Annotated in this window: 19 protein-coding genes; 3 read left to right on the top strand and 16 right to left on the bottom strand. The window is 71.8% G+C overall.

The features are described 5' to 3' along the window. From H490_RS31815 to H490_RS28880, 10 genes are all read right to left on the bottom strand, one after another. A partial coding sequence (locus H490_RS31815; protein ID WP_305807419.1) for a DNA-formamidopyrimidine glycosylase family protein occupies positions 1–117 on the bottom strand: 117 nt, incomplete at its 3' end. Between the two features lie 6 nt (positions 118–123). Next, complete coding sequence (gene rnc, locus H490_RS28920) at positions 124–810, bottom strand: ribonuclease III (RefSeq protein WP_017885010.1); 687 nt, start codon at positions 808–810, stop codon at positions 124–126. A gap of 61 nt (positions 811–871) precedes the next feature. After that, positions 872–1,075: a 50S ribosomal protein L32 gene (gene rpmF / locus H490_RS28915; RefSeq protein WP_017885009.1), complete on the bottom strand. Its 204-nt coding sequence runs from the start codon at positions 1,073–1,075 to the stop codon at positions 872–874. Between the two features lie 13 nt (positions 1,076–1,088). Continuing rightward, complete coding sequence (locus H490_RS28910; RefSeq protein ID WP_031290237.1) at positions 1,089–1,637, bottom strand: YceD family protein; 549 nt, start codon at positions 1,635–1,637, stop codon at positions 1,089–1,091. Next, positions 1,637–2,131 carry a pantetheine-phosphate adenylyltransferase gene (gene coaD, locus H490_RS28905; RefSeq protein ID WP_017885007.1) on the bottom strand — a complete coding sequence of 165 codons (495 nt, stop codon included), beginning with the start codon at positions 2,129–2,131 and terminating at the stop codon, positions 1,637–1,639. Before coaD ends, H490_RS28910 begins: the two co-directional genes overlap by 1 nt. Before the next feature lie 62 nt (positions 2,132–2,193). Continuing rightward, positions 2,194–2,922 (bottom strand): response regulator, encoded by a 729-nt coding sequence (locus tag H490_RS28900; RefSeq protein WP_017885006.1) that lies wholly within the window; start codon positions 2,920–2,922, stop codon positions 2,194–2,196. Continuing rightward, positions 2,919–4,361, bottom strand: a complete 1,443-nt coding sequence (locus H490_RS28895) for a sensor histidine kinase (protein ID WP_017885005.1) — start codon at positions 4,359–4,361, stop codon at positions 2,919–2,921. Before H490_RS28895 ends, H490_RS28900 begins: the two co-directional genes overlap by 4 nt. 34 nt (positions 4,362–4,395) lie before the next feature. Beyond that, the gene (locus tag H490_RS28890; protein WP_017885004.1) at positions 4,396–5,343 is read right to left on the bottom strand and encodes an ABC transporter permease subunit; all 948 of its coding nucleotides are present in this window, start codon (positions 5,341–5,343) and stop codon (positions 4,396–4,398) included. A gap of 118 nt (positions 5,344–5,461) precedes the next feature. Beyond that, positions 5,462–6,376 carry an ABC transporter ATP-binding protein gene (locus H490_RS28885; protein WP_017885003.1) on the bottom strand — a complete coding sequence of 305 codons (915 nt, stop codon included), beginning with the start codon at positions 6,374–6,376 and terminating at the stop codon, positions 5,462–5,464. Positions 6,377–6,636: 260 nt separating this feature from the next. Then, a complete protein-coding gene (locus H490_RS28880) occupies positions 6,637–8,832 on the bottom strand; it encodes an ATP-dependent DNA helicase RecG (RefSeq protein ID WP_017885002.1) in 2,196 nt (731 codons plus the stop codon). 62 nt (positions 8,833–8,894) lie between these two features. Here H490_RS28880 and H490_RS28875 point away from each other — a divergent pair, with 62 nt between their 5' ends. Next, positions 8,895–9,479, top strand: a complete 585-nt coding sequence (locus H490_RS28875; protein WP_017885001.1) for an RsmD family RNA methyltransferase — start codon at positions 8,895–8,897, stop codon at positions 9,477–9,479. A 100-nt stretch (positions 9,480–9,579) separates the two neighbouring features. Here the strand turns inward: H490_RS28875 and H490_RS28870 are convergent, their stop codons facing one another. Then, positions 9,580–11,049: an NAD-dependent succinate-semialdehyde dehydrogenase gene (locus H490_RS28870; RefSeq protein WP_017885000.1), complete on the bottom strand. Its 1,470-nt coding sequence runs from the start codon at positions 11,047–11,049 to the stop codon at positions 9,580–9,582. Positions 11,050–11,085: 36 nt separating this feature from the next. Further along, positions 11,086–12,429, bottom strand: coding sequence for a 4-aminobutyrate--2-oxoglutarate transaminase (gene gabT / locus H490_RS28865; protein ID WP_017884999.1), 1,344 nt, complete (start codon positions 12,427–12,429; stop codon positions 11,086–11,088). A 170-nt stretch (positions 12,430–12,599) separates the two neighbouring features. Between gabT and H490_RS28860 the strand changes: the two genes are divergently transcribed. Then, complete coding sequence (locus H490_RS28860; protein ID WP_017884998.1) at positions 12,600–14,192, top strand: PucR family transcriptional regulator; 1,593 nt, start codon at positions 12,600–12,602, stop codon at positions 14,190–14,192. 45 nt (positions 14,193–14,237) lie between these two features. Here the strand turns inward: H490_RS28860 and thiL are convergent, their stop codons facing one another. Further along, a complete protein-coding gene (thiL, locus tag H490_RS28855) occupies positions 14,238–15,257 on the bottom strand; it encodes a thiamine-phosphate kinase (protein WP_017884997.1) in 1,020 nt (339 codons plus the stop codon). 43 nt (positions 15,258–15,300) lie between these two features. On the opposite strand from thiL, the gene H490_RS28850 reads away from it, so the two are divergent. Continuing rightward, positions 15,301–15,783: a DUF3515 family protein gene (locus H490_RS28850; protein ID WP_017884996.1), complete on the top strand. Its 483-nt coding sequence runs from the start codon at positions 15,301–15,303 to the stop codon at positions 15,781–15,783. 142 nt (positions 15,784–15,925) lie between these two features. Here the strand turns inward: H490_RS28850 and H490_RS28845 are convergent, their stop codons facing one another. From H490_RS28845 to H490_RS28835, 3 genes are read right to left on the bottom strand one after another with little or no spacing between them, the layout of a single operon-like run. Further along, positions 15,926–17,086 carry a D-alanine--D-alanine ligase family protein gene (locus H490_RS28845; RefSeq protein WP_017884995.1) on the bottom strand — a complete coding sequence of 387 codons (1,161 nt, stop codon included), beginning with the start codon at positions 17,084–17,086 and terminating at the stop codon, positions 15,926–15,928. Continuing rightward, entirely contained in the window at positions 17,083–18,207 is a 1,125-nt protein-coding gene (locus H490_RS28840; RefSeq protein WP_017884994.1) for an NAD(P)H-dependent glycerol-3-phosphate dehydrogenase, read from the bottom strand. Before H490_RS28840 ends, H490_RS28845 begins: the two co-directional genes overlap by 4 nt. After that, a complete protein-coding gene (locus tag H490_RS28835; RefSeq protein ID WP_031290231.1) occupies positions 18,204–18,980 on the bottom strand; it encodes a lysophospholipid acyltransferase family protein in 777 nt (258 codons plus the stop codon). The genes H490_RS28840 and H490_RS28835 overlap by 4 nt, the downstream gene beginning before the upstream one ends. Positions 18,981–18,986 lie beyond the last annotated feature (6 nt).

Below are 18,986 nucleotides of genomic sequence, written 5' to 3'. Positions count from 1 at the left end.
TTTTCGAAGCCGTTTTAGCGCGCGGGGGTCACGCACCTCGGCGGCGACGATCCGCGCACCCGTCACGGCGGGGGCGAGGCCGGCGCGCACCACCTCGACTTCGGGCAGTTCGGGCACGCCGCGCTACTTCCCGGCGCCGCGCTCGGCGCGACGGCGACGGGCCTCGAGCAGCTGCTCGACGGCGTCGCGCGCGGCGGCGAGCTCGGCCACCTTCTTGCTGGTGCCCTCGCCGACTCCGGTCGCACCGTCGAGCGTCACGCGCGAGGTGTATCGCCGATCGTGATCCGGGCCGGTGCCGGTGGTCTCGTAGGGCGGGTGCGGCAGGCCGCGCTGGGCGGCCTCCTTCTGCAGCGAGGTCTTCGGATCGACGGCCGCCGTGAACCGTTCGGGGTCGGCGAACAGCGGGGCCACGAGGTCGAGCACGAAACGGTTCGCCGTCTCGCCGTCGGTCGACAGGTAGACGGCGCCGATGATCGCCTCGACGGTGTCGGCGAGGATCGAGTCCTTGTCGCGCCCACCGGTCTGGCGCTCGCCCTTGCCGAGCCGCAGCGAGGCGCCGATGCCGAGACCGCGCGCCACCTCGGCGAGCGCCACGGTCGACACGAGCGCCGAGCGGCGCTTCGCGAGTTCGCCCTCGCTCAGCTCGGGGTAGTCGCGGTAGAGCTTGAGGGTGACGGCCTGACCCAGGATGGAGTCGCCGAGAAACTCAAGGCGTTCGTTGTGGGGCGCCCCGCCGTTCTCATACGCCCAGGAACGGTGCGTGAGGGCGAGCTCGAGCAGCTCGGGATCGACTCGCACCCCGAAGGGCATGAGAAAGCCGCCGGGCTCGCCCTGCGGCGTTCCCGACGGCTCTCGAGCGTTCGATGCCAACTTACGCGTCGGCGACCTTGCGGCCCTTGTACTCGAGGAAGAGGGCGTTGCCCTGCGAGTCCTCGACCACGCGAGCGCGGTGCGGGAGGCTGTACACGGTGCGGCCGTTCTCGACGGTCTTCACCAGCTTCGGGGCCTCGGCCTTCCACGCCGAACGGCGGTGACGGGTGTTCGAACGCGACATCTTGCGCTTGGGAACAGCCATGATGCTCTCTTTCCTAGTTGCCTTCAGGATCGGCGGACCGATCCACGTCTTTTTCCTCGGCCAGATACCCGGCCAGCGCAGCCCAGCGCGGATCAACCGCGTCGGACTCGGCTGCAGCCTCGGCCTCGCGCAACTCACCGGACTCGGGATCGAGCCCCGGGCAGTCCGGGCGACACACTGGCTGGAACGGCAGTGCAAGCACTACCGCGTCTCGGAGCGGGGGTTCAAGATCCACGTGATCACCGTGAACCCCATACTCGTCGGCCTCCGTAGGAGTATACGCGAAAAGCTCCTGAAACTCGACTTGAAACGGCGTGGCGAACTCTTTCAGGCAGCGCCCGCACTCCGCGTGCACGGTGGTGTTCACCTCGACGGTGGCGAGGATGCCCTCGTGCACCGACTCGAGCCGCAGGTCGAGGTCGAGGTTCTCGCCCTCGACCACCCAGGCGAGCCCCTCGCCCAGTCGTTCGGGCGCCGCGACGGTGCGCGTGCGCTCGCGCATCTCACCCGGACGATTGTAGATGTCGCGGATGTTCTCGTGGAACACTCGTGCGCCGCTCATCACGCGGGCCTCGTCTTCGCGAGGAAGCGGGCCACGGCCGGGGGCACGTACTGCGAGACGTCGCCGCCCATCGACGAGACCTGGCGCACCAGCGTGCTCGACACGTGCGCGTGGGCCGGGTCGGGCAGCAGGAACACGGTCTCGACGCCTGCGAGGCTGCGGTTCATGATGACCATGGGAGTCTCGTAGGCCACGTCGATCTGGGAGCGGATGCCCTTGACGAGCACCGAGGCCCCGACCTCCGTGCAGTAGTCGACCAGCAGGCCGACCGACCATGACGCCACGAGGATGTTCTTCGGCATCTGGGGGTCTTCGTCGAGCGCCTTCTGGATCAGGCCGACGCGCTCCGAGATCGGCAGCATCGCGTCTTTGCCGGGGTTGTGCACGACGAGGACGTGCACCTCGTCGAAGATGTCGGCAGCCCGACGGATCACGTCGAGGTGCCCGAGGGTGATCGGGTCGAACGACCCGGGTACGACGGCGATATTGCTCATGCCTTCAACCCTATCTGCCGCAGCTTGGAAGAGCGCTGCGTCGCCGCTGTCAGCGGAATCTCTCAGAGTCCGTGCTGCTTCGCGAAGATGACGGCGTGCACGCGGTCGCGCAGCTGCAGCTTCGCGAGCACGCGCCCGACGTGGGTCTTCACGGTCGACTCCGAGAGGAAGAGCTCGGCGCTGATCTCGGCGTTGTTGAGTCCCTCGGCGATGAGGCGCAGCACGTCGAGCTCGCGCTCGGTGAGCACCTCGAATACCGCGTGCGGGTCGGCCTCGGCGCCGGGAGCGCCGGCGGCGCGCGACACCTCGGGCGAAGCGGAGCTGGACGGCCCCTGAGCCGGATCCGCGAGTCGCAGCTGCTCGATGAGCCGGCGCGTGACGCTCGGCGCCATCGCGGCGTCGCCGCCGGCGACGCGGCGGATCGCATCGACGAGGTCGTCGGGGCGGGCGTCCTTGAGCAGGAAGCCGCTCGCGCCGGCCTGGATCGCTCCCGTCGCGTACTCGTCGAGGTCGAAGGTGGTGAGCACGAGCACGCGCGTCGCCGGGTGCTCGGCGACGATGCGACCGGTGGCCTCGATACCGTTCATGCCGGGCATGCGCACGTCCATGAGCACCACGTCGCACCCGCCGCCGCTCGCCTCCAGACTCGCGAGCTCGGCGAGCGCCGCCTCGCCGTCGGCGGCCTCGGCGACCACGTCGATGCCGGGCTCCCCCAGCAGCACGAGCCGGAAGCCCGTGCGGATCAGTTCCTGGTCGTCGACCAGCATCACCCGGATCTGTGCGTCGCTCATCGTCTCTCCTCGTCGGGTTCGGGATCTCGGTCGTCCGCGCCGCCCTCCTGCTGCGCGGCGGGATCGCCCGGCACGCGTTCGCGCGCCGCCGCGCTGACGGGCAGTTCGGCGTGCAGCAGCCAGCCCGCGCCCGGGCCCGCGACGGGCCCCGCCGAGATCTCGCCGCCGAACACCCGCGCGCGCTCGCGCAGGCCGGCGATGCCGCGCCCCGAACCGACGCCGGATACCGGCGCCGACGATCCGGGCTTCGCGCCGAAGTCGCGCACCTCGATCACGGTGCGGTCGGGCAGGCGCTCGATCCGCACCTCGGCCCGGGCGCCCGTGCCCGCGTAGCGCAGCACGTTCGTGAGCCCCTCCTGCACCACGCGGTACACGGCGAGATCCTGTCCGCGGTCGCCGGAGGCCTCGCCCGAGACCTCGAGGCGCACATCGACGCCCGCGTCGCGGAAGCCGCGCGCGAGCTCCGGCAGATCCTGCACACCCGGCTGCGGCACGAACTCGGCCTGCTCGCCCTGTTCGGTGAGCGCGCCGAGCAGGCGCCGCATCTCGGCGAGCGCCGTGCGCCCGGTCTCGGCACTGCGCGTCATGGCGTCGACCGCCGCGTCGGGGGCGGCCTGCGCGGCTCGCGCCGCACCCTCGGAGAGCGCGATCATGACCGACAGGGAGTGGGCGACGATGTCGTGCATCTCGCGGGCGATGCGCGAGCGCTCCTCGGCGACCGCGAGCTGCGCGAGCTGGTCGCGCTCCCGCGCGAGCTGATGCGCCCGGTCGATGATCGCCTGCAGATACCGGCGGCGGTTGCCGAGGTTGATGCCGAGCATCAGCACTGCGAGATACCAGATCGCGGTCATCACACTCACGACGATGAAGTCCGGGATCGACATCGCGGCCGCGTCACCGGCGCGCACGACCCCGCCCGGAGTGATCTCGCCAGTGGTGCTCCACGTCGAGCCCGAGAGCATCGAGACGAGGCTGCCGCCCACGCTCGCGACGACCACGATCGCGTAGCCGATCCATCCGGCGGCGACGCTGCGGTAGACCGGAACGGCGTAGATCATGAAGAGCAGTGCGACGCCCGACGCGAGCGCCTGGGCGCCGTGGTCGCCGAGCATGGCGACCGTCACCACGATGAGCCCCGCCAGCGGATAGCGGCGTCTGAAGAGCAGCGCGGCGCCGATCACCAGTACCCGCAGCACCGCCAGCGGCCACCACGGCCAGTGCAGGTAGCCGGGCAGCGCGAACCAGTCGGAGACGGCGAGGCCGTCGACCGGGGCCTGGGCGGCCACGAGGTCGATGAACACGCCGAGCAGGCAGCCGAGCACGTACCAGGTCACGATGAACACGTCGACCGCGAGCGGGTGCGCCGCCAGCGCCCGCCGGATCACTCCCGGCGGGCGCGGCAGCCGCACCTCGGCCGCGGTCGACAGTTCTGCGTTCACCCCTTCACCCTACTGACTCGCCCGACCGCGCGGATCAGCGCGCGTCGCGGCGCTTGAAGAGGATCGCGGCGGGCACGAGGGCGGCGACGGCCCAGGCGGTCATCGCCGCGAGCGCCGTCCAGTAGCCGGGCCCGGAGTCGACCGCGAGCGCCTCTCCGTCGACCGTGACGGCCTCGGGGAGCGCGCTGTCGGAGATGCCCGCTGCGAGCGTGCCGCCGAGGTCGGCGGGCAGATAGGCGGAGACGGTGGGCAGCCACTCCCAGCCGGTGAGCATGAGCACCTGCATCGCGATCGGCAGCACGAAGGTGAGGCCCGCGATCACCGCGATGCCGCCCGCGGTCGAGCGCAGCAGCGTCGCGATGCCGAAGGCGAGCAGGGTGATGAGCACGAGGTAGGCCACCGTTCCGAGTCCGCCCGAGATCACCGCGGTGGAGCCGAGCTGCTCGGCGGCCTGGGGCAGGAACGCGACGGCGAGCGCGAGGCCGCCGAGCACGAGCACGAGGGCGGTCGCGGCGGCGACGGCCGCGGTCACGATCGCCTTCGCGATCAGCACCGGGGTGCGACGCGGCACGGCGGTGAGCGTGGAGAGGATCATGCCGCTCGAATACTCGCTCGTGACGGCGAACACGCCCAGCACGCCGAAGACGAGGGCCAGGAACGGCGCGGTGAACGTCGACACGATCAGCAGGTAGGTCTGCAGGCCGGCGGGATCCGACGTCATCATGGCGTCGGCGCCGTCCATCTGGCCGCTCCACAGCAGGGCGATCATCGCGCTGAGCCCGAGGCCGACGAGCGCGGTGATGAGCAGGGTGAGGCGGATGCTGCGCAGCGACGACAGCTTGATGCGCTCGGAGCGCAGCACACCGCCGAAGGTGAGCCGCGGGGCGCCGCCCATGGCGGGCCGGCGTTCTGGAGCGGGCGCGGATCCGCCGGCCTGCTGGCCGGGCACCTGGCTCGCGTCGATGGTGATGGTGGAGGTCATGATCTGCTTCTTTCGCTGGAAGATGTGGTGCGTCTGGGGATCGGAGACGGCCCGTTCCCGAGGCCGCCGGAGGTGGCGGTCGTCCGGCTTCGCGCGGGCGATGCCTCCGCCGGCCGAGTCACGCGGACTGGTACTCGAGCTCGCCGCGGGTGAGCGCGAGGTAGGCGTCCTCGAGCGACGACGAGAGAGGGCTGAGCTCGTGCAGCTCGATGCCGTGCGCGGCGGCGGCGCGGCCGATCTCGGCCGCAGCGATCCCGCGCGCCGTGAAGCCCTGCTCCCCCTCCGGCTCGAGCTCCACGCCCGAGGCGTTCATGAGCAGCGCAGCGAGCCTCGCGGCGTCGGGGCTCTGCACCCGCACGCGTTCGCCCTGCGCGCTCTGGCCCCCGGCTACGAACTCGGCGATGGGGGCGTCGGCCACCACGCGTCCGCGCCCGAGCACGATCACGTGGTCGGCGGTCTGCGCCATCTCGCTCATCAGGTGGCTCGACAGCAGCACGGTGCGCCCCTCGCCCGCGAGGTGGCGCAGCAGCTGACGCACCCACAGCACGCCGTCGGGGTCGAGACCGTTCACGGGCTCGTCGAGGATGAGCGTCTGCGGGTCGCCGAGCAGCGCCGCCGCGATGCCGAGCCGCTGCCCCATGCCCAGCGAGAAGCCGCCGACGCGCTTGTTCGCGACCGCCCCGAGCCCGGTCTGCTCGAGCACCTCGTGCACGCGGCGATCCGGGATGCCGTGCGTCGCGGCGAGGGCGCGCAGGTGGCTGCGGGCGCTGCGGCCCGGATGCACGCCCTTCGCGTCGAGCAGCGCACCCACCTCGGCGAGCGGCGCCGGGGAGTCGGCGTAGCGCCTGCCGTTCACGGTGACGGTGCCCGCCGACGGGCGATCCAGCCCCGCCATGAGACGCATGCTCGTCGACTTGCCCGCACCGTTCGGGCCGAGGAATCCCGTCACCTGCCCCGGCCTGATCGAGAAGCTGACGTCGTCGACGGCGGTCTTCTTGCCGTACTGCTTGCTCAGGCCTCGTGCCTCGATCATGGTGCTCTCCTTCGCGTGGTGCCTGGGGTGATGCGCTCGTGGTGCATCGTTGCTTCCACGCTAGGACCGCGCGAGCGGCGACGGATCGGCCCCCGGTGCCTGGCGGATGGTACCTGGGTACCGCTTCGGGGCCGGCCGAGCGGCGGCGTCGCACGGCGCGGCCGCCGGATCCCCGATCGCGGGTGCGCGACGCGATCCGAGCACGCGCCCTCCGCGGCGCCGAGTCCACGCCGTGCTCGACGGGCGCGCGACCCCGGCAGCTACGACTTCGCGAGGTTGTCGAGCAGACCCGCCTCGTGCTCGCGGGCGATGAGCTCGGCAAGGCCCGGGGCGGTCTCGAGCTCGGGATCGTGCTCGAGCAGCGCCGCCGCCACCTCGCGGGCATGCGCGATCAGTTCGCCGTGCTCGGCGACGCGCAGCAGGCGCAGCGTCGACCGCCCACCCGACTGCGCCGTACCGAGGATGTCGCCCTCGCGACGCAGCTCGAGATCGACCTCGGCGAGCGCGAAACCGTCGGAGGTCGCCGCGACGGCCTCGATGCGCTCTCGCGCCACAGAACCCTGCTCGGCCGTGGTCATGACCAGGCAGAGACCCGGGTGCTCGCCGCGCCCCACCCGGCCGCGCAGCTGGTGCAGCTGCGAGATGCCGAAGCGGTCGGCGTCGCGCACGATCATGATCGTGGCGTTGGGCACGTTGACGCCCACCTCGATGACGGTCGTGGCGACGAGCACGCCGATGCGCCCATCGGCGAAGCCCCGCATCACGCGGTCCTTCTCGTCGGAGGCCATGCCGCCGTCGAGCCCCTCGATCTGCACGCCCGCGAACTCGGGGCGGCGGCGCAACTCGGCGACGGTGTCCTCGACGTTCGCGAGCGGCCGCGGCCGCTCCTCGGCGCCCGCCTCGTCGCCGTCGAGCTCGGGATCGACCTCGCCCGCCGAGATCGCCGGGCAGACGACGTACACCTGTCGGCCTCCCGCGAGGTCTTCCGCAGCGCGCGCCCACACGCGGGCCGCGCGGTTCGGCATCTCGAGTTCGGGCACGGTGAAGGTCTCGATGCCCTGCCGCCCCGGCGGCAGCTCTCGGATCGTGGTCACCTCGAGGTCGCCGAAGGCCGTGAGCGCGACCGTGCGCGGAATGGGGGTGGCGGTCATCGCGAGCACGTGCGGTGAAGCACCCTTGCGCCTCAGCGCCTCGCGCTGCTCGACGCCGAAGCGGTGCTGCTCGTCGACCACGATGAACCCGAGGTCGTAGAACGCGACCCCCTCGCTGATGAGGGCGTGCGTGCCGACCGCGATGCGGCAGGTGCCCGAGGCGAGCGAGAGCAGCGCCCGCTTGCGCTCGGCGGCCGGCATGCGGCCCGTCAGCAGCACGGGGTTCAGCTCGGCCGTGAGGTCGGGGCCGAGCGCCTCCGTGATCGAGCGGAAGTGCTGCGCCGCGAGCACCTCGGTGGGCGCGAGCAGCGCGCTCTGGCCGCCGCTGCCCGCGACCTGCAGCATGGCGCGCAGCGCCACGAGCGTCTTGCCCGAGCCGACCTCGCCCTGCAGCAGACGGTGCATCGGGTGCGGTTGAGCGAGCTCGGCCGAGATCGTGTCGCCCGCGAGGCGCTGGTCGCCGGTGAGGTCGAAGGGCAGGGCGGCGTCGAATCGGTCGAGCGGGCCCGGCTCGCCCGCCGCGCCGCTCGTGAGCGGCCTCGGGGTGCTGGATTCGAGCCCGGCGCGACGCCGGCGGTCGAGCAGCGCGAGTTGCAGCTCGAACGCCTCGCGGAAGCGCAGGCTCTGCTGCGCGCCGCGCCAGTCGGCATCGGTCTGCGGGCGGTGGATCAGCTCGAGCGCCCGCCCGTAGGCCATGACGCCCTCGGCATCGCGGATCTCGGCGGGCAGCGGGTCGGCCACCGGCCCGAGCGCGTCGAGGGCGAGTTCGACGGCCCGCTGGATGGTCCAGCTGGGCATCTGCGCGGTGGCCGGGTAGATCGGCACCGGCGTCTCGGCCCACGCCTTCGCCGCCGCCTCGTCGAGCTGCTCTGCGCCGGGGGCCTCGTCGCGGTTCTCGAACAGCTCGTACTCGGGGTGCTGCAGCTGCAGGTTGCCCCGGTACTCGCTGACCTTGCCCGCGAAGATGCCCCGTCGCCCCGCCACCAGCTCCCGGCTGCGCCACTGCTGGTTGAAGAAGGTGAGCGTGAGCGTTCCCGTGCCGTCGGTGATGCGGGCTTCGAGCAGGCTGCCGTTGCGGCGCTGCATGCGGCGCTCGCGCACGTCGAGCACCTGGGCGACCACCGTGATCTGCTCGCCCGTCGGCAGCCCGCGCAGCGGCGTCAGCTCGCCGCGCCGGGAGTAGCGGCGCGGGAAGTGGTGCAGCAGGTCGCCGACCGTGAGCATCTCGAAGGCCCGCTGCAGCGGCTTCGCCGTGCGCGCCCCCACGACACCGTCGAGGCGGGTGTCGAGCGTGGCCTGGGTCATGTCTCCAGCGTAGCGGCGACCCCCGACAGACGCTCGCGGCGGCGAGGCGGTACCCTCGTGTGATGACCAGAATCATCGCCGGAGCCGCCGGATCGCTGCGCCTCGACGTGCCCCGTTCCGGCACGCGGCCCACGAGCGATCGCGTGCGCGAGGCGATCTTCTCGGCGCTCGAGTCGTGGGGCCTCGTCGACGGCGCACGCGTGCTCGACCTCTACGCGGGATCGGGAGCGCTGGGCCTCGAGGCGGCGAGCCGCGGTGCGGCCGCCGTCACGCTCGTCGAGAAGCACCCCCAGGCGGCGCAGGTCGCGGGTCGCAACGCGCGAACGGTGCTCGGGGCGTTCACACGGTCCGGGTCGGCCCCCGCCGTCGAGGTCGTGCGGCAGTCGGTGCAGGCGTTCCTCGACTCGACCGGGGAGGATCCGTCCGCTCCGCGCTGGGATGTCGCGCTCATCGACCCGCCCTACGATCTCGGAGACGCCGAGCTCGCGGCGAACCTCGCCGCGCTCGTGCCGCTGCTCGCCGACGACGCCGCCGTGCTCGTGGAGCGCAGCACCCGCTCCCCCGAGCCGGAGTGGCCCGCGGGGCTGGCCCCGGTGCGAGAGAAGCGCTACGGCGAGACCGCGCTGTGGTGGGCAGAGCCCGCCTGAACCGCGATCCGCCGCCTGAACCGCGATCCGCCCTCTCCGGACACACCTCGGGCCCGGAACCTCAGAGGTTCCGGGCCCGAGTGCGGACTCCGAGCTCGAACTATGAGCGCGGGATCAGCGTGTACTTCGTCGACAGGAACTCGTGGATGCCGTCGAAGCCGCCCTCCCGGCCGATGCCCGACTGCTTCACGCCGCCGAACGGAGCCGCGGCGTTCGACACGAGGCCCGTGTTCAGGCCCATCATGCCGGTCTCGAGCTTCTCGATCATGCGGTGACCGCGAGCGAGGTTCTCGGTGAACACGTAGCTCACGAGGCCGTACTCGGTGTTGTTGGCGATCTCGACCGCCTCGTCCTCGGTGGAGAAGCGCACGATGCCGAGCACCGGGCCGAAGATCTCCTCGCGCATGATCGCGGCCTGCGGGCCGAGGTTGTCGATCACGGTCGGCTGGAAGAAGTTGCCGGGGCCGTCGATCGTCTCGCCACCGGTGACGATGGTGCCGCCGGTCTCGACGGCGTCGGCCACGAGGCGGGCCGTGTTGGCCACGGCCTTCTCCTCGACCAGCGCGCCGATGTCGTTGCCCTCGTCGGCGCCGCGGCCGATCTTCATCGCCGAGACCTTCTCGCCCACGCGGCGCGCGAACTCGTCGGCCACGCTCTCGTGCACGATGATGCGGTTCGCCGCGGTGCAGGCCTGGCCGATGTTGCGGAACTTCGCGAGCATGGCGCCCTCGACGGCCTTATCGAGATCCGCGTCCTCGAACACGACGAACGGCGCGTTGCCGCCGAGCTCCATCGAGGTGCGCAGCACGTTCTGAGCGGCGGCCTCGAGCAGTTTCACGCCCACCGGGGTGGAGCCCGTGAACGACAGCTTGCGGAGGCGGGGATCCGACAGCAGCGCCGACGACTGAGCGCTCGACTTCGAGGTCGGCACGACGTTCACCACGCCGGCGGGGAGGCCCGCCTCCTCGAGCAGCTGCACGAAGAAGATCGTGGTCAGCGGAGTCAGCGCGGCCGGTTTGATCACCGAGGTGCAGCCCGCGGCGAGTGCCGGAGCGATCTTGCGGGTCGCCATCGCGAGCGGGAAGTTCCACGGCGTGATGAAGTAGCACGGGCCGACGGGGATGTGCGAGACCACCATGTTGCCGGTGCCCTCGGGGTTCTGGCGGTAGTCTCCCTGCACGCGCACGGCCTCCTCCGAGAACCAGCGCAGGAACTCGCCGCCGTACACGACCTCGCCGCGGGCCTCGGCGATGGGCTTGCCCATCTCCATGGCCATGAGCAGCGCGAACTCCTCCTTGCGCTCCATCAGCAGATCGAACGCGCGGCGCAGGATGTTCGAGCGCACGCGGGTGGGGGTGTTGCCCCACTCCTCCTGCGCCTCGACGGCCGCGTCGAGCGCGCGCACCGCGTCCTCGACGGTCGCGTCGGCGATGGTCTTGATGACCTCGCCGGTGGCGGGGTCGGTCACGTCGAAGGTCGCGCCCGAGGTGGACGCCTCCCACTTGCCGCCGATGCCGAGACCGGACTCCACACGATCGAGCAGCTCCTGCTCGTTGGGCTTCAGTGCCATGATGTCTACTTTCTGTTCGTCAGTCTGCTGCGTCGGTCAGTTGGCGGCCAGCGCGTCGGCGACGACCTGCAGGCCCTCGCGCAGCAGCTCGTCCGAGATGGAGAGCGGCGGGAGGAAGCGGATCACGTTGCCGTAGGTGCCACAGGTGAGCAGGATGACGCCCTGGTCGCCGGCCTGCTTCGCGATCGCGCCGGTGAGGGCGGCGGCGGGCTTCTTCGAGCCCGACTCGACGAGCTCGACGGCCTGCATGGCGCCGCGTCCGCGGATGTCGCCGATGCGGTCGTCGTTCTTCTGCAGCTCGGCGAAGAACTCCTCGATGATCGCGCCGATCTCGCGGGCGCGCTGCGAGAGGTTCTCCTGCTCGTAGGTCTCGATGGTGGCGAGGGCCGCTGCGCAGGCGATGGGGCTGCCCGCGTAGGTGCCGCCGAGGCCGCCCGAGTGCGCCGAGTCCATGATCTCGGCGCGGCCGGTGACGGCCGACAGGGGCAGACCGCCGGCGATGCCCTTGGCGGTGGTAACCAGGTCGGGCACGACGCCCTCGTGGTTCGCGGCGAAGAGGTCGCCGGTGCGGGCGAAGCCGGTCTGCACCTCGTCGAGGATGAAGACGACGCCGTTGGCGGTCGCCCACTCCTGCAGGGCGGGGAGGAAGCCCTCGGCGGGGGCGATGAAGCCGCCCTCGCCCTGGATGGGCTCGATGATGATGGCGGCGAGGTTCGACGCGCCGACCTGCTTCTCGATCTGGGTGAGCGCGACCTCGGCGGCCTCGGCGCCGGTCAGGCCGTCGCGGAAGGGGTACGAGGTCGCAACGCGGTAGACCTCGGGGGCGAACGGGCCGAAGCCGTCCTTGTAGGGCATGTTCTTGGCGGTCATGCCCATGGTGAGGTTGGTGCGGCCGTGGTAGGCGTGGTCGAAGACGACGACGCCGTTCTTCTTGGTGTAGTGGCGGGCGATCTTGATCGCGTTCTCGACGGCCTCGGCGCCCGAGTTGAAGAGTGCGGAGCGCTTCTCGTGGTCGCCGGGGGTGAGCTCGTTGAGCTTCTCGGCGACCTGCACGTAGCCCTCGTAGGGGGTGACGGTGAAGCAGGTGTGGGTGAACTGCTGCACCTGCTCGGTGACGGCCTTCACCACGGCGGGGGCCGAGTTGCCGACGCCGGTCACGGCGATGCCGGAGCCGAGGTCGATGAGCGAGTTGCCGTCGACGTCGACCATGACGCCGCCACCGGCTGCGACGATCGACACGGGCAGGGCGGCACCGACGCCGGCCGCGACCGCGGCGCTCTTGCGCGCGATGATCTCCTGCGATTTCGGACCGGGGATGCTGGTGACGAGCTTGCGCTCCTGCGGGAGCGAGGGGCCGCCGATGATGCTGGCATCAGCCATGAGGTTCTCCTTGCCTGGGGGCTCACCGCGCTGCGCTCGGGTGAGCGCCTCGCGGGTTCGAATGTGATTCCGGATCAGCCTAGCCCCGTCCGCCTACCCGCTCCTGTGCCACAATGGACTAAATAGACTCGAACTTTCGCCACTTCGGCAGACACCATTCAGGGAGGGCCATGGCAGCCAGCTCCGCGCCGGATGAGCGGGCCGCGAGGGGCGGGACGCCCGCCACGCACTCCCCCGCCATCGAGCTCGGCGAGCTGCTGCGCCAGTACCAGCTCGGCCTCGTGCTGATCGCCGGGGCGAGCGCCGACGTGCTCGAGCGACCGGTGCAGTGGGTGCACGTCAGCGAGCTCGAGGATCCCGCCCCGTTCCTCACGCCCCGCACCGTGCTGCTCACCACCGGCGCCCGGTTCTCGGCGGTGCACGACCAGCAGGACGCCGACGCGTACGTGCAGCGGCTCGTCGGCGCCGGCGTCACCGCCCTCGGCGTCGCGGTCGGCCTGCACTGGGACCGTGTGCCGGCGCAGATCGTCTCGGCCTGCGACCGGCTCGGCCTGCCGCTCTTCCGCGTGCCCTACGATACGGCGTTCATCGAGATCGTGCAGACCGCGGCGCGGCTGCTCGAGGCCGGCGCGAGGGAGCGCGACGTCTGGGCGCTCGAATCGCAGCGCGCGGTGGCCTCGGCCTCGCTGCAGCGCGACGGGCTGGGGTCGGCCGTGCGCGAGGCCTCCGCCCGTCTCGGGCGATGGGTGTGCATCACCGACAGGTCGGGGCGCATCGTCGAATTCTCCCCGGGCTCCGCCCGCTCCGACGTCCAGGCCGAGTGGATCCGCCGCGAGACCCGCCGCCTTGTGGAGCGGGGCGTGAGCGCGGGCCGCATCGGCGGCGCGGGCGGCGGTGTGCAGATGCAGGCGCTCGGCCGACGCGGCCGGGTGCTCGGGGTGCTGGCGGTCGAAGATCGCGGCGCCCCCGACACCGCCGAGCGCACCCTCATCGGCCTGGTGGCCGCGCTCGCGACCGTGCAGCTCGAGCACCGCGGCGGCATCGACGAGGCGCAGTCGTCGCTGCGCGACGCGATCGTGCAGCTGCTGCTGGACGGCGACCTCGCCCTCGCGGAGAGGATCGCCGCGGGCGCGCTCACCCGGGTGCCGCGCGGATCCGTCGTGGCCGTGCGCTACCGCACGCCGGAGGGGGTCGATCCCGCGATCGTCGAGGATCTGCAGTCCTTCGACGCGGGCAGCCCCGGGCTCATCAGGGCGACCCTCGGCGATGCGCCGCTGATCATCGCCGAGACGCGGCACCTGCCCGCGATCCGCCGCCTGCTGCTCACGCGCCGCATCCTGTCGGGGGTCTCGGAACGCGGAACGCTGCCGCAGCTGGCCGAGTTGATCGACCAGGCCGACCGGGCGGTCGAGTACGCGGTCGCGAGCGGCGCGGAGGGGCCGGTCGACTACCTGCCCGCGCTGCACGACGGCGTACTGCACCTGCTGAGCGGAATGCCCGATGCGCGGCACCGCGCCGAGAGCCTGCTCGCTCCGCTGCGCCAGCACGACCGCAGGCACGACGACACCATCGAGCACAGCCTGCGCGTCTGGCTCGCCCACCACGGCCAGACGAGCCCGGCCGCGACCGAGCTCGGCGTGCACCGCCACACGCTCAAGGCCCGGGTGCAGACGGCCGCGCAACTGCTGCAGGCCGACCTCGACTCCCCCGACACGCGCGCCGATCTGTGGACGGCGCTGCGACTGGCGGAGAAGAGGGCCTGAACCCCCTCCTCCGCCGGGTCGCCGATCCTGCGGGCGTGTCGAGCATCAGGATCCGGGCGGGCGCACCGTGTACGGGTCCCAGCCGGCGGGGTCGAGCGCGCCGCCGTCGAGACGGATCCCGGGCGCGGCCGCGGATCCCGAATCGATATCCCGCACCGCGCCGATCGGCAGGAAGCCGTGCGGCAGCGCCGCCGACGCCGGGAACGTCGCGAGCAGCCCGTGATCCTCACCGCCCGTGAGCATCGCCCCGATCGGCACTGCAGCGCCGTGCTGCACTCCGAAGCCGCGCTCCAGCAGACGCTCGTCGAGGTCGACCGTCACCCCGCTCGCCCGCGCCAGGCGGTCGGCGTCGATCGACAGCGAGTCGGAGACGTCCATCATCGCGGTCGCTCCCGCGTCGGCCGCGGCCGCTCCGAGCGCGATGGGCGGCTCGGGGGCGAGCTGCGCGGCGACGGCCGCGGGGTAGGCCCGCCGCAGGGCGGGCAGCGACCGGGAGTGGGCGGTACCGTCGGGATCGGCGGCCTCGGCGAACAGCAGCGACAGCCCGAGCCCCGCGAGCCCGAGCTGCCCCGCGTACGCGACCCTGTCGCCCGGCCTCGCGCCCGAGCGGGTCACGGGCGGCCGCCCCTCGAGGTCGCCGAGCGCCGTCACCGAGGCGGTCACCACCGGCGCGCGCCCGAGGTCGCCGCCGATCACACCGCAGCCCGGCGCGAGCTGCCGGCAGGCGGCGTCGAGGCCGCGCGCGATCCGCTCGAGCAGATCGACCGGTGTCTCGTGCGGCACGGCGAGCGCCACGGTGAGCGCCGTGGGCCGCGCACCCATGGCCGCGACGTCGGAGAGGTTGGTGGCCGCGAGCTTCCACCCCAGTTCGAATCCGTCGTGCCAGGCCAGACGGAAGTCGGGCCCCTCGATCATCGTGTCGGTCGTCACGACCGCGTCGCCCTCGAAGCCGAGCACCGCGCAGTCGTCGCCCGGACCGAGCCGCGCGCTCGCGGAGGGGCTCAGGCGGGCGAGCACGCGGGCGAGCACCTCGCGCTCCCCCAGTTCCCCCACGGTCGCGTTCACACTCTCAAACTAGCGCACAGGCGGCACTCGCTAGGCTGGCAGCGTGACTTCGCACCGCACCCGCCTGCTCGCGCTCGCCACCGCGGCGCTCGCCTCTGCGACGCTGCTCACCGGCTGCGCCGGCGACGTGCCCATGGAGGCGGCCGAGAACGCCAACGACCCGGCCTGCGCCGACGTGATCGTGCGCCTGCCCGACACGGTCGCCGGCCTCGAGCGGCGCACCACCAACGCCCAGTCGACGGGCGCGTGGGGCGATCCGGCCGGCGTGCAGCTGCAGTGCGGCGTCGAGCCGAGCGGCCCCACCACCGACACCTGCGTGAACGTCGACGGGGTCGACTGGATCATGGACGACTCGCAGGCGCCGCTCTACCGCTTCGAGGCCTACGGGCGCTCGCCCGGCCTCGCCGTGTTCGTGAATTCCGAGTACGCGAGCGGTACCGCGGCGGTGCTCGACCTCGGCACCGTCGTCAGGGAGCTGCCGCAGACACGCGAGTGCGTCGGCCTCGTCGACACGCTCGATCTGTAGCGTCGACCCTCGTGTCCGGTGTCTCGGGTGACACCGGTGTCTCGGGTGGGACCGGTGCTTCGGATCGAGGCCCGGGATCGCGTCCGAGATACCGGTACCGTCCGAGAGATCGGAAGCACCCGCACCCGCGACGGACCGGGGATCAGTAGGCGGGCTTCTTCTCGATCGCCAGCTCGACCAGCTCGGTGATGAGGTCGGTGTATTCGAGCCCCGACTCCTGCCAGAGCCGCGGGTACATCGAGATCGGGGTGAAGCCGGGCAGCGTGTTGATCTCGTTGAGCACCGGCCCCTCGTCGGTGAGGAAGAAGTCGATGCGCGCGAGCCCGGCGCACTGCGTCACCTCGAAGGCGCGCACCGCGGCATCCCGAATCGCCTCGAACTCGAGCTCCGTGACCTGCGCCGGCAGCGCGAGCTCGACGCCCGCGGCCCCGAGATACTTCGCCTCGAAGTCGTAGAAGTCGCGCCCGGTGAACACGATCTCGCCGATCACCGAGCTGGTGCGCGGACGATCCTCGCCGCGACCCTCGAGCACTGCGATCTCCACCTCGCGCCCCGTCACGCCCGACTCGATGAGCACCGTGCGATCCTCTGCGAACGCCACCTCGAGCGCGGCGGGCAGCTCGGCGAGCTCGGCGACCCGGCTCACCCCCACCGACGAACCGGCCCGGGCCGGCTTCACGAACAGCGGGTAGGAGAGCCCCTCGTCGAGACGCTCCGAGAGGTACGGGTCGCGAGAGAGCTGCTCGCGCGTCACCGTGCGCCAGGGCGCCACCGGGATGCCGGCGTCGGCCAGCACGGTCTTGACCGCGTGCTTGTCCATGCAGAGCGCCGAGCCCAGGACGCCGCTGCCCACATAGGGCAGGTCGACCAGGTCGAGCATGCCCTGCACGGTGCCGTCTTCGCCGTACGGGCCGTGCAGCATGGGCAGCACCGCGTCGACGTGCCCCAGCGATCGCAGCGCGCCCGCCTGATCGACGACGGTGAGCGTGCGGGTCGCGGTGGAGGCCGGCCACAGCACGCGCGTGCCGTTGTCGCCGACCTCGGGCAGCGCGCCGGGCTCGAGCCGGTACCCCTCGAGGTCTTCCTCCCGCATGAGCACGGTGGCCCCCTGCTTCGTGATGCCCACCGGGATCACGTCGAACTTCGCGCGGTCGATCGCGCGCAGCACGCCCGCGGCGGTGACGCAGCTGATGCCGTGCTCGCTGGAGCGGCCGCCGAAGAGCAGCGCGACCGTGCGCTTCTCGCCCGCGCCGGGCGCGTCGGCGCGGCGCTCCGACGGGGAGGATGAGGATGCTGCGGTCACGCCTGGGTTCCCTTCAAACGGTTGAGCAGTCGCCGCCACGTGCCCTCGTGGGCTCCGTCGGGAATCGCCTGCTCGGGCTGCGGTACGTCGTCTTCGGTGGCGAGGTGCGGGCCGAGATCCTTCGGGGCCATGCGGCCGTCGAGCACCATCTGCACCTGCTCCACGATGGGCATGCGGATGCCCAGCTCGCGGGCGAGCTCGAGCACCGGGGGCACCGACGTGATGCCCTCGGCGACCTGCTGCATCTGCTCCCGCGTCTCCTCCTGCGTGTAGCCCTGCCCGATGAGGCGGCCGGCGGTGTTGTTGCGGGAGAGCGGCGACTGGCAGGTAGCGATGAGGTCGCCGAGGCCGGCGAGTCCCGAGAGGGTCGCGGGATCCGCGCCGTGCGCGACGGAGAACTGGGTCATCTCGGCGATGCCGCGCGTGATGATCGCGGCCTTCGTGTTCTCGCCGTAGCCCACGCCGTCGACGATGCCGATCGCCAGCGCGATGAGGTTCTTGAGCACGCCGCCGAGCTCGGTGCCGACGACGTCGGTGTTGACGTAGGTGCGGAAGTAGGGCGCGGAGGCGGCAGTCGCGATCTCCTGCGCGACGGTGAGATCGGCGCAGGATGCGACGCCGCCGGTCGGCTGCTCCTTCGCGATCTCGAGCGCGATATTGGGGCCCGAGATCACGCCGATGCGCGTCGGGTCGAGGTCGAGCGTGTCGGCCATCACCTGCGACATGCGCATGGTCGTGGTCTTCTCGACCCCCTTCACGAGGCTCACGAGCACGCTGCGCCGGTCGAGGTAGGGCTCGATGTCGAGCAGGTTCTGCCGCAGGGTCTGGCTCGGCACCGCGAGGAAGACGAGGCCCGCGCCGCGCAGCGCGACGCTGAGGTCGTCGGTCGCCTTCAGGCTCTTCGGCAGGTTGATGCCGGCGAGGTACTGGGTGTTGCGCTTCGCGACCTGGATCTCGTGCGCGACCTCGCGCCGACGCGCCCAGACGGTGACATCGCAGCCCGCGTCGCAGAGCACCTTCGCGAACGTGGTGCCCCAGCTGCCCGCTCCGATGACCGCGACCCTGCGGCCGCGGTTGCGCAGATTCCTACCGGTGACGATCGGGATCGGCCGCGTGCTCAAAAGCGGCCCGTCTCGTTCTGCTGGTGCTTGCTGGGGTCCCAGCGCTCGGCTGGCGGCTGCTCACCGCGCAACTCGGCGAGCAGCGCGGTGATCGCGTCCATGAGCAGGCTCGTGGCCTCGGTGACGACGCGCTGATCGACGGGACGGTTCTCGAAGCGGCTGAGGTCGAGCGGCTCGCCCACCGAGACCCGGATGGTCTTGCGCGGGAACGGATGGATGCGCTTCGCGTAGCGCGGCATCAGATCCTGGGTGCCCCAGTGGGCGACGGGGATCAGGGGAATACCCGACTCGAGAGCGAGGCGCACGGCGCCCGACTTGCCCCGCATGGGCCAGAGATCCGGATCGCGGGTGAGCGACCCCTCCGGGTACACGATCACCCCCGACTCGCGCTCGATGAGCTGGCCGGCGGCCCCCATCGGGTTGACTCCGTCGCGTGCGGGCCGGGTGGATCCCTGGCGCTCGACCGGGATCTGACCGGAGGCTCGCAGCACCCACCCCAGCACGGGCACGCGGAAGAGGCTCGCCTTCGCCATGAACCGGGGCAGCCGCCCGAGATGCCAGACGGCCGCGCCCATCGCGATGGGGTCGATCTCGCTGTAGTGGTTCGGCGCGAGGATGAAGGGGCCCGTCTTGGGCAGCTTCGACTGCGGCGCGAAGCGGTAGCGCACCATGACGGACCACACCGGCAGGATCATCCCGGCCAGGAACCAAAACACGGAGGGTCGACGCTTCTCCGCGGAGGGGCGGCTGCGGAGTTTTACCGTGTCAGTCATGGTCCC

The organism is Leucobacter sp. UCD-THU, from assembly GCF_000349545.1.
In the GTDB taxonomy this organism is placed as follows: domain Bacteria; phylum Actinomycetota; class Actinomycetes; order Actinomycetales; family Microbacteriaceae; genus Leucobacter; species Leucobacter muris.
This window is presented reverse-complemented; position numbering and strand designations above follow the sequence as displayed.

Excerpts from the sequence above, each read along its gene's own strand:
- rpmF (WP_017885009.1), bottom strand. The coding sequence starts at position 1,075 with ATGGCTGTTCCCAAGCGCAAGATGTCGCGTTCGAACACCCGTCACCGC.
- H490_RS28875 (WP_017885001.1), top strand. The coding sequence starts at position 8,895 with ATGACCAGAATCATCGCCGGAGCCGCCGGATCGCTGCGCCTCGACGTG.
- H490_RS28900 (WP_017885006.1), bottom strand. The coding sequence starts at position 2,922 with ATGAGCGACGCACAGATCCGGGTGATGCTGGTCGACGACCAGGAACTG.
- H490_RS28910 (WP_031290237.1), bottom strand. The coding sequence starts at position 1,637 with ATGAGCGGCGCACGAGTGTTCCACGAGAACATCCGCGACATCTACAAT.
- H490_RS28860 (WP_017884998.1), top strand. The coding sequence starts at position 12,600 with ATGGCAGCCAGCTCCGCGCCGGATGAGCGGGCCGCGAGGGGCGGGACG.
- H490_RS28835 (WP_031290231.1), bottom strand. The coding sequence starts at position 18,980 with ATGACTGACACGGTAAAACTCCGCAGCCGCCCCTCCGCGGAGAAGCGT.
- H490_RS28870 (WP_017885000.1), bottom strand. The coding sequence starts at position 11,049 with ATGGCACTGAAGCCCAACGAGCAGGAGCTGCTCGATCGTGTGGAGTCC.
- H490_RS28890 (WP_017885004.1), bottom strand. The coding sequence starts at position 5,343 with ATGACCTCCACCATCACCATCGACGCGAGCCAGGTGCCCGGCCAGCAG.
- gabT (WP_017884999.1), bottom strand. The coding sequence starts at position 12,429 with ATGGCTGATGCCAGCATCATCGGCGGCCCCTCGCTCCCGCAGGAGCGC.
- coaD (WP_017885007.1), bottom strand. The coding sequence starts at position 2,131 with ATGAGCAATATCGCCGTCGTACCCGGGTCGTTCGACCCGATCACCCTC.
- rnc (WP_017885010.1), bottom strand. The coding sequence starts at position 810 with ATGCCCTTCGGGGTGCGAGTCGATCCCGAGCTGCTCGAGCTCGCCCTC.
- H490_RS28880 (WP_017885002.1), bottom strand. The coding sequence starts at position 8,832 with ATGACCCAGGCCACGCTCGACACCCGCCTCGACGGTGTCGTGGGGGCG.
- H490_RS28885 (WP_017885003.1), bottom strand. The coding sequence starts at position 6,376 with ATGATCGAGGCACGAGGCCTGAGCAAGCAGTACGGCAAGAAGACCGCC.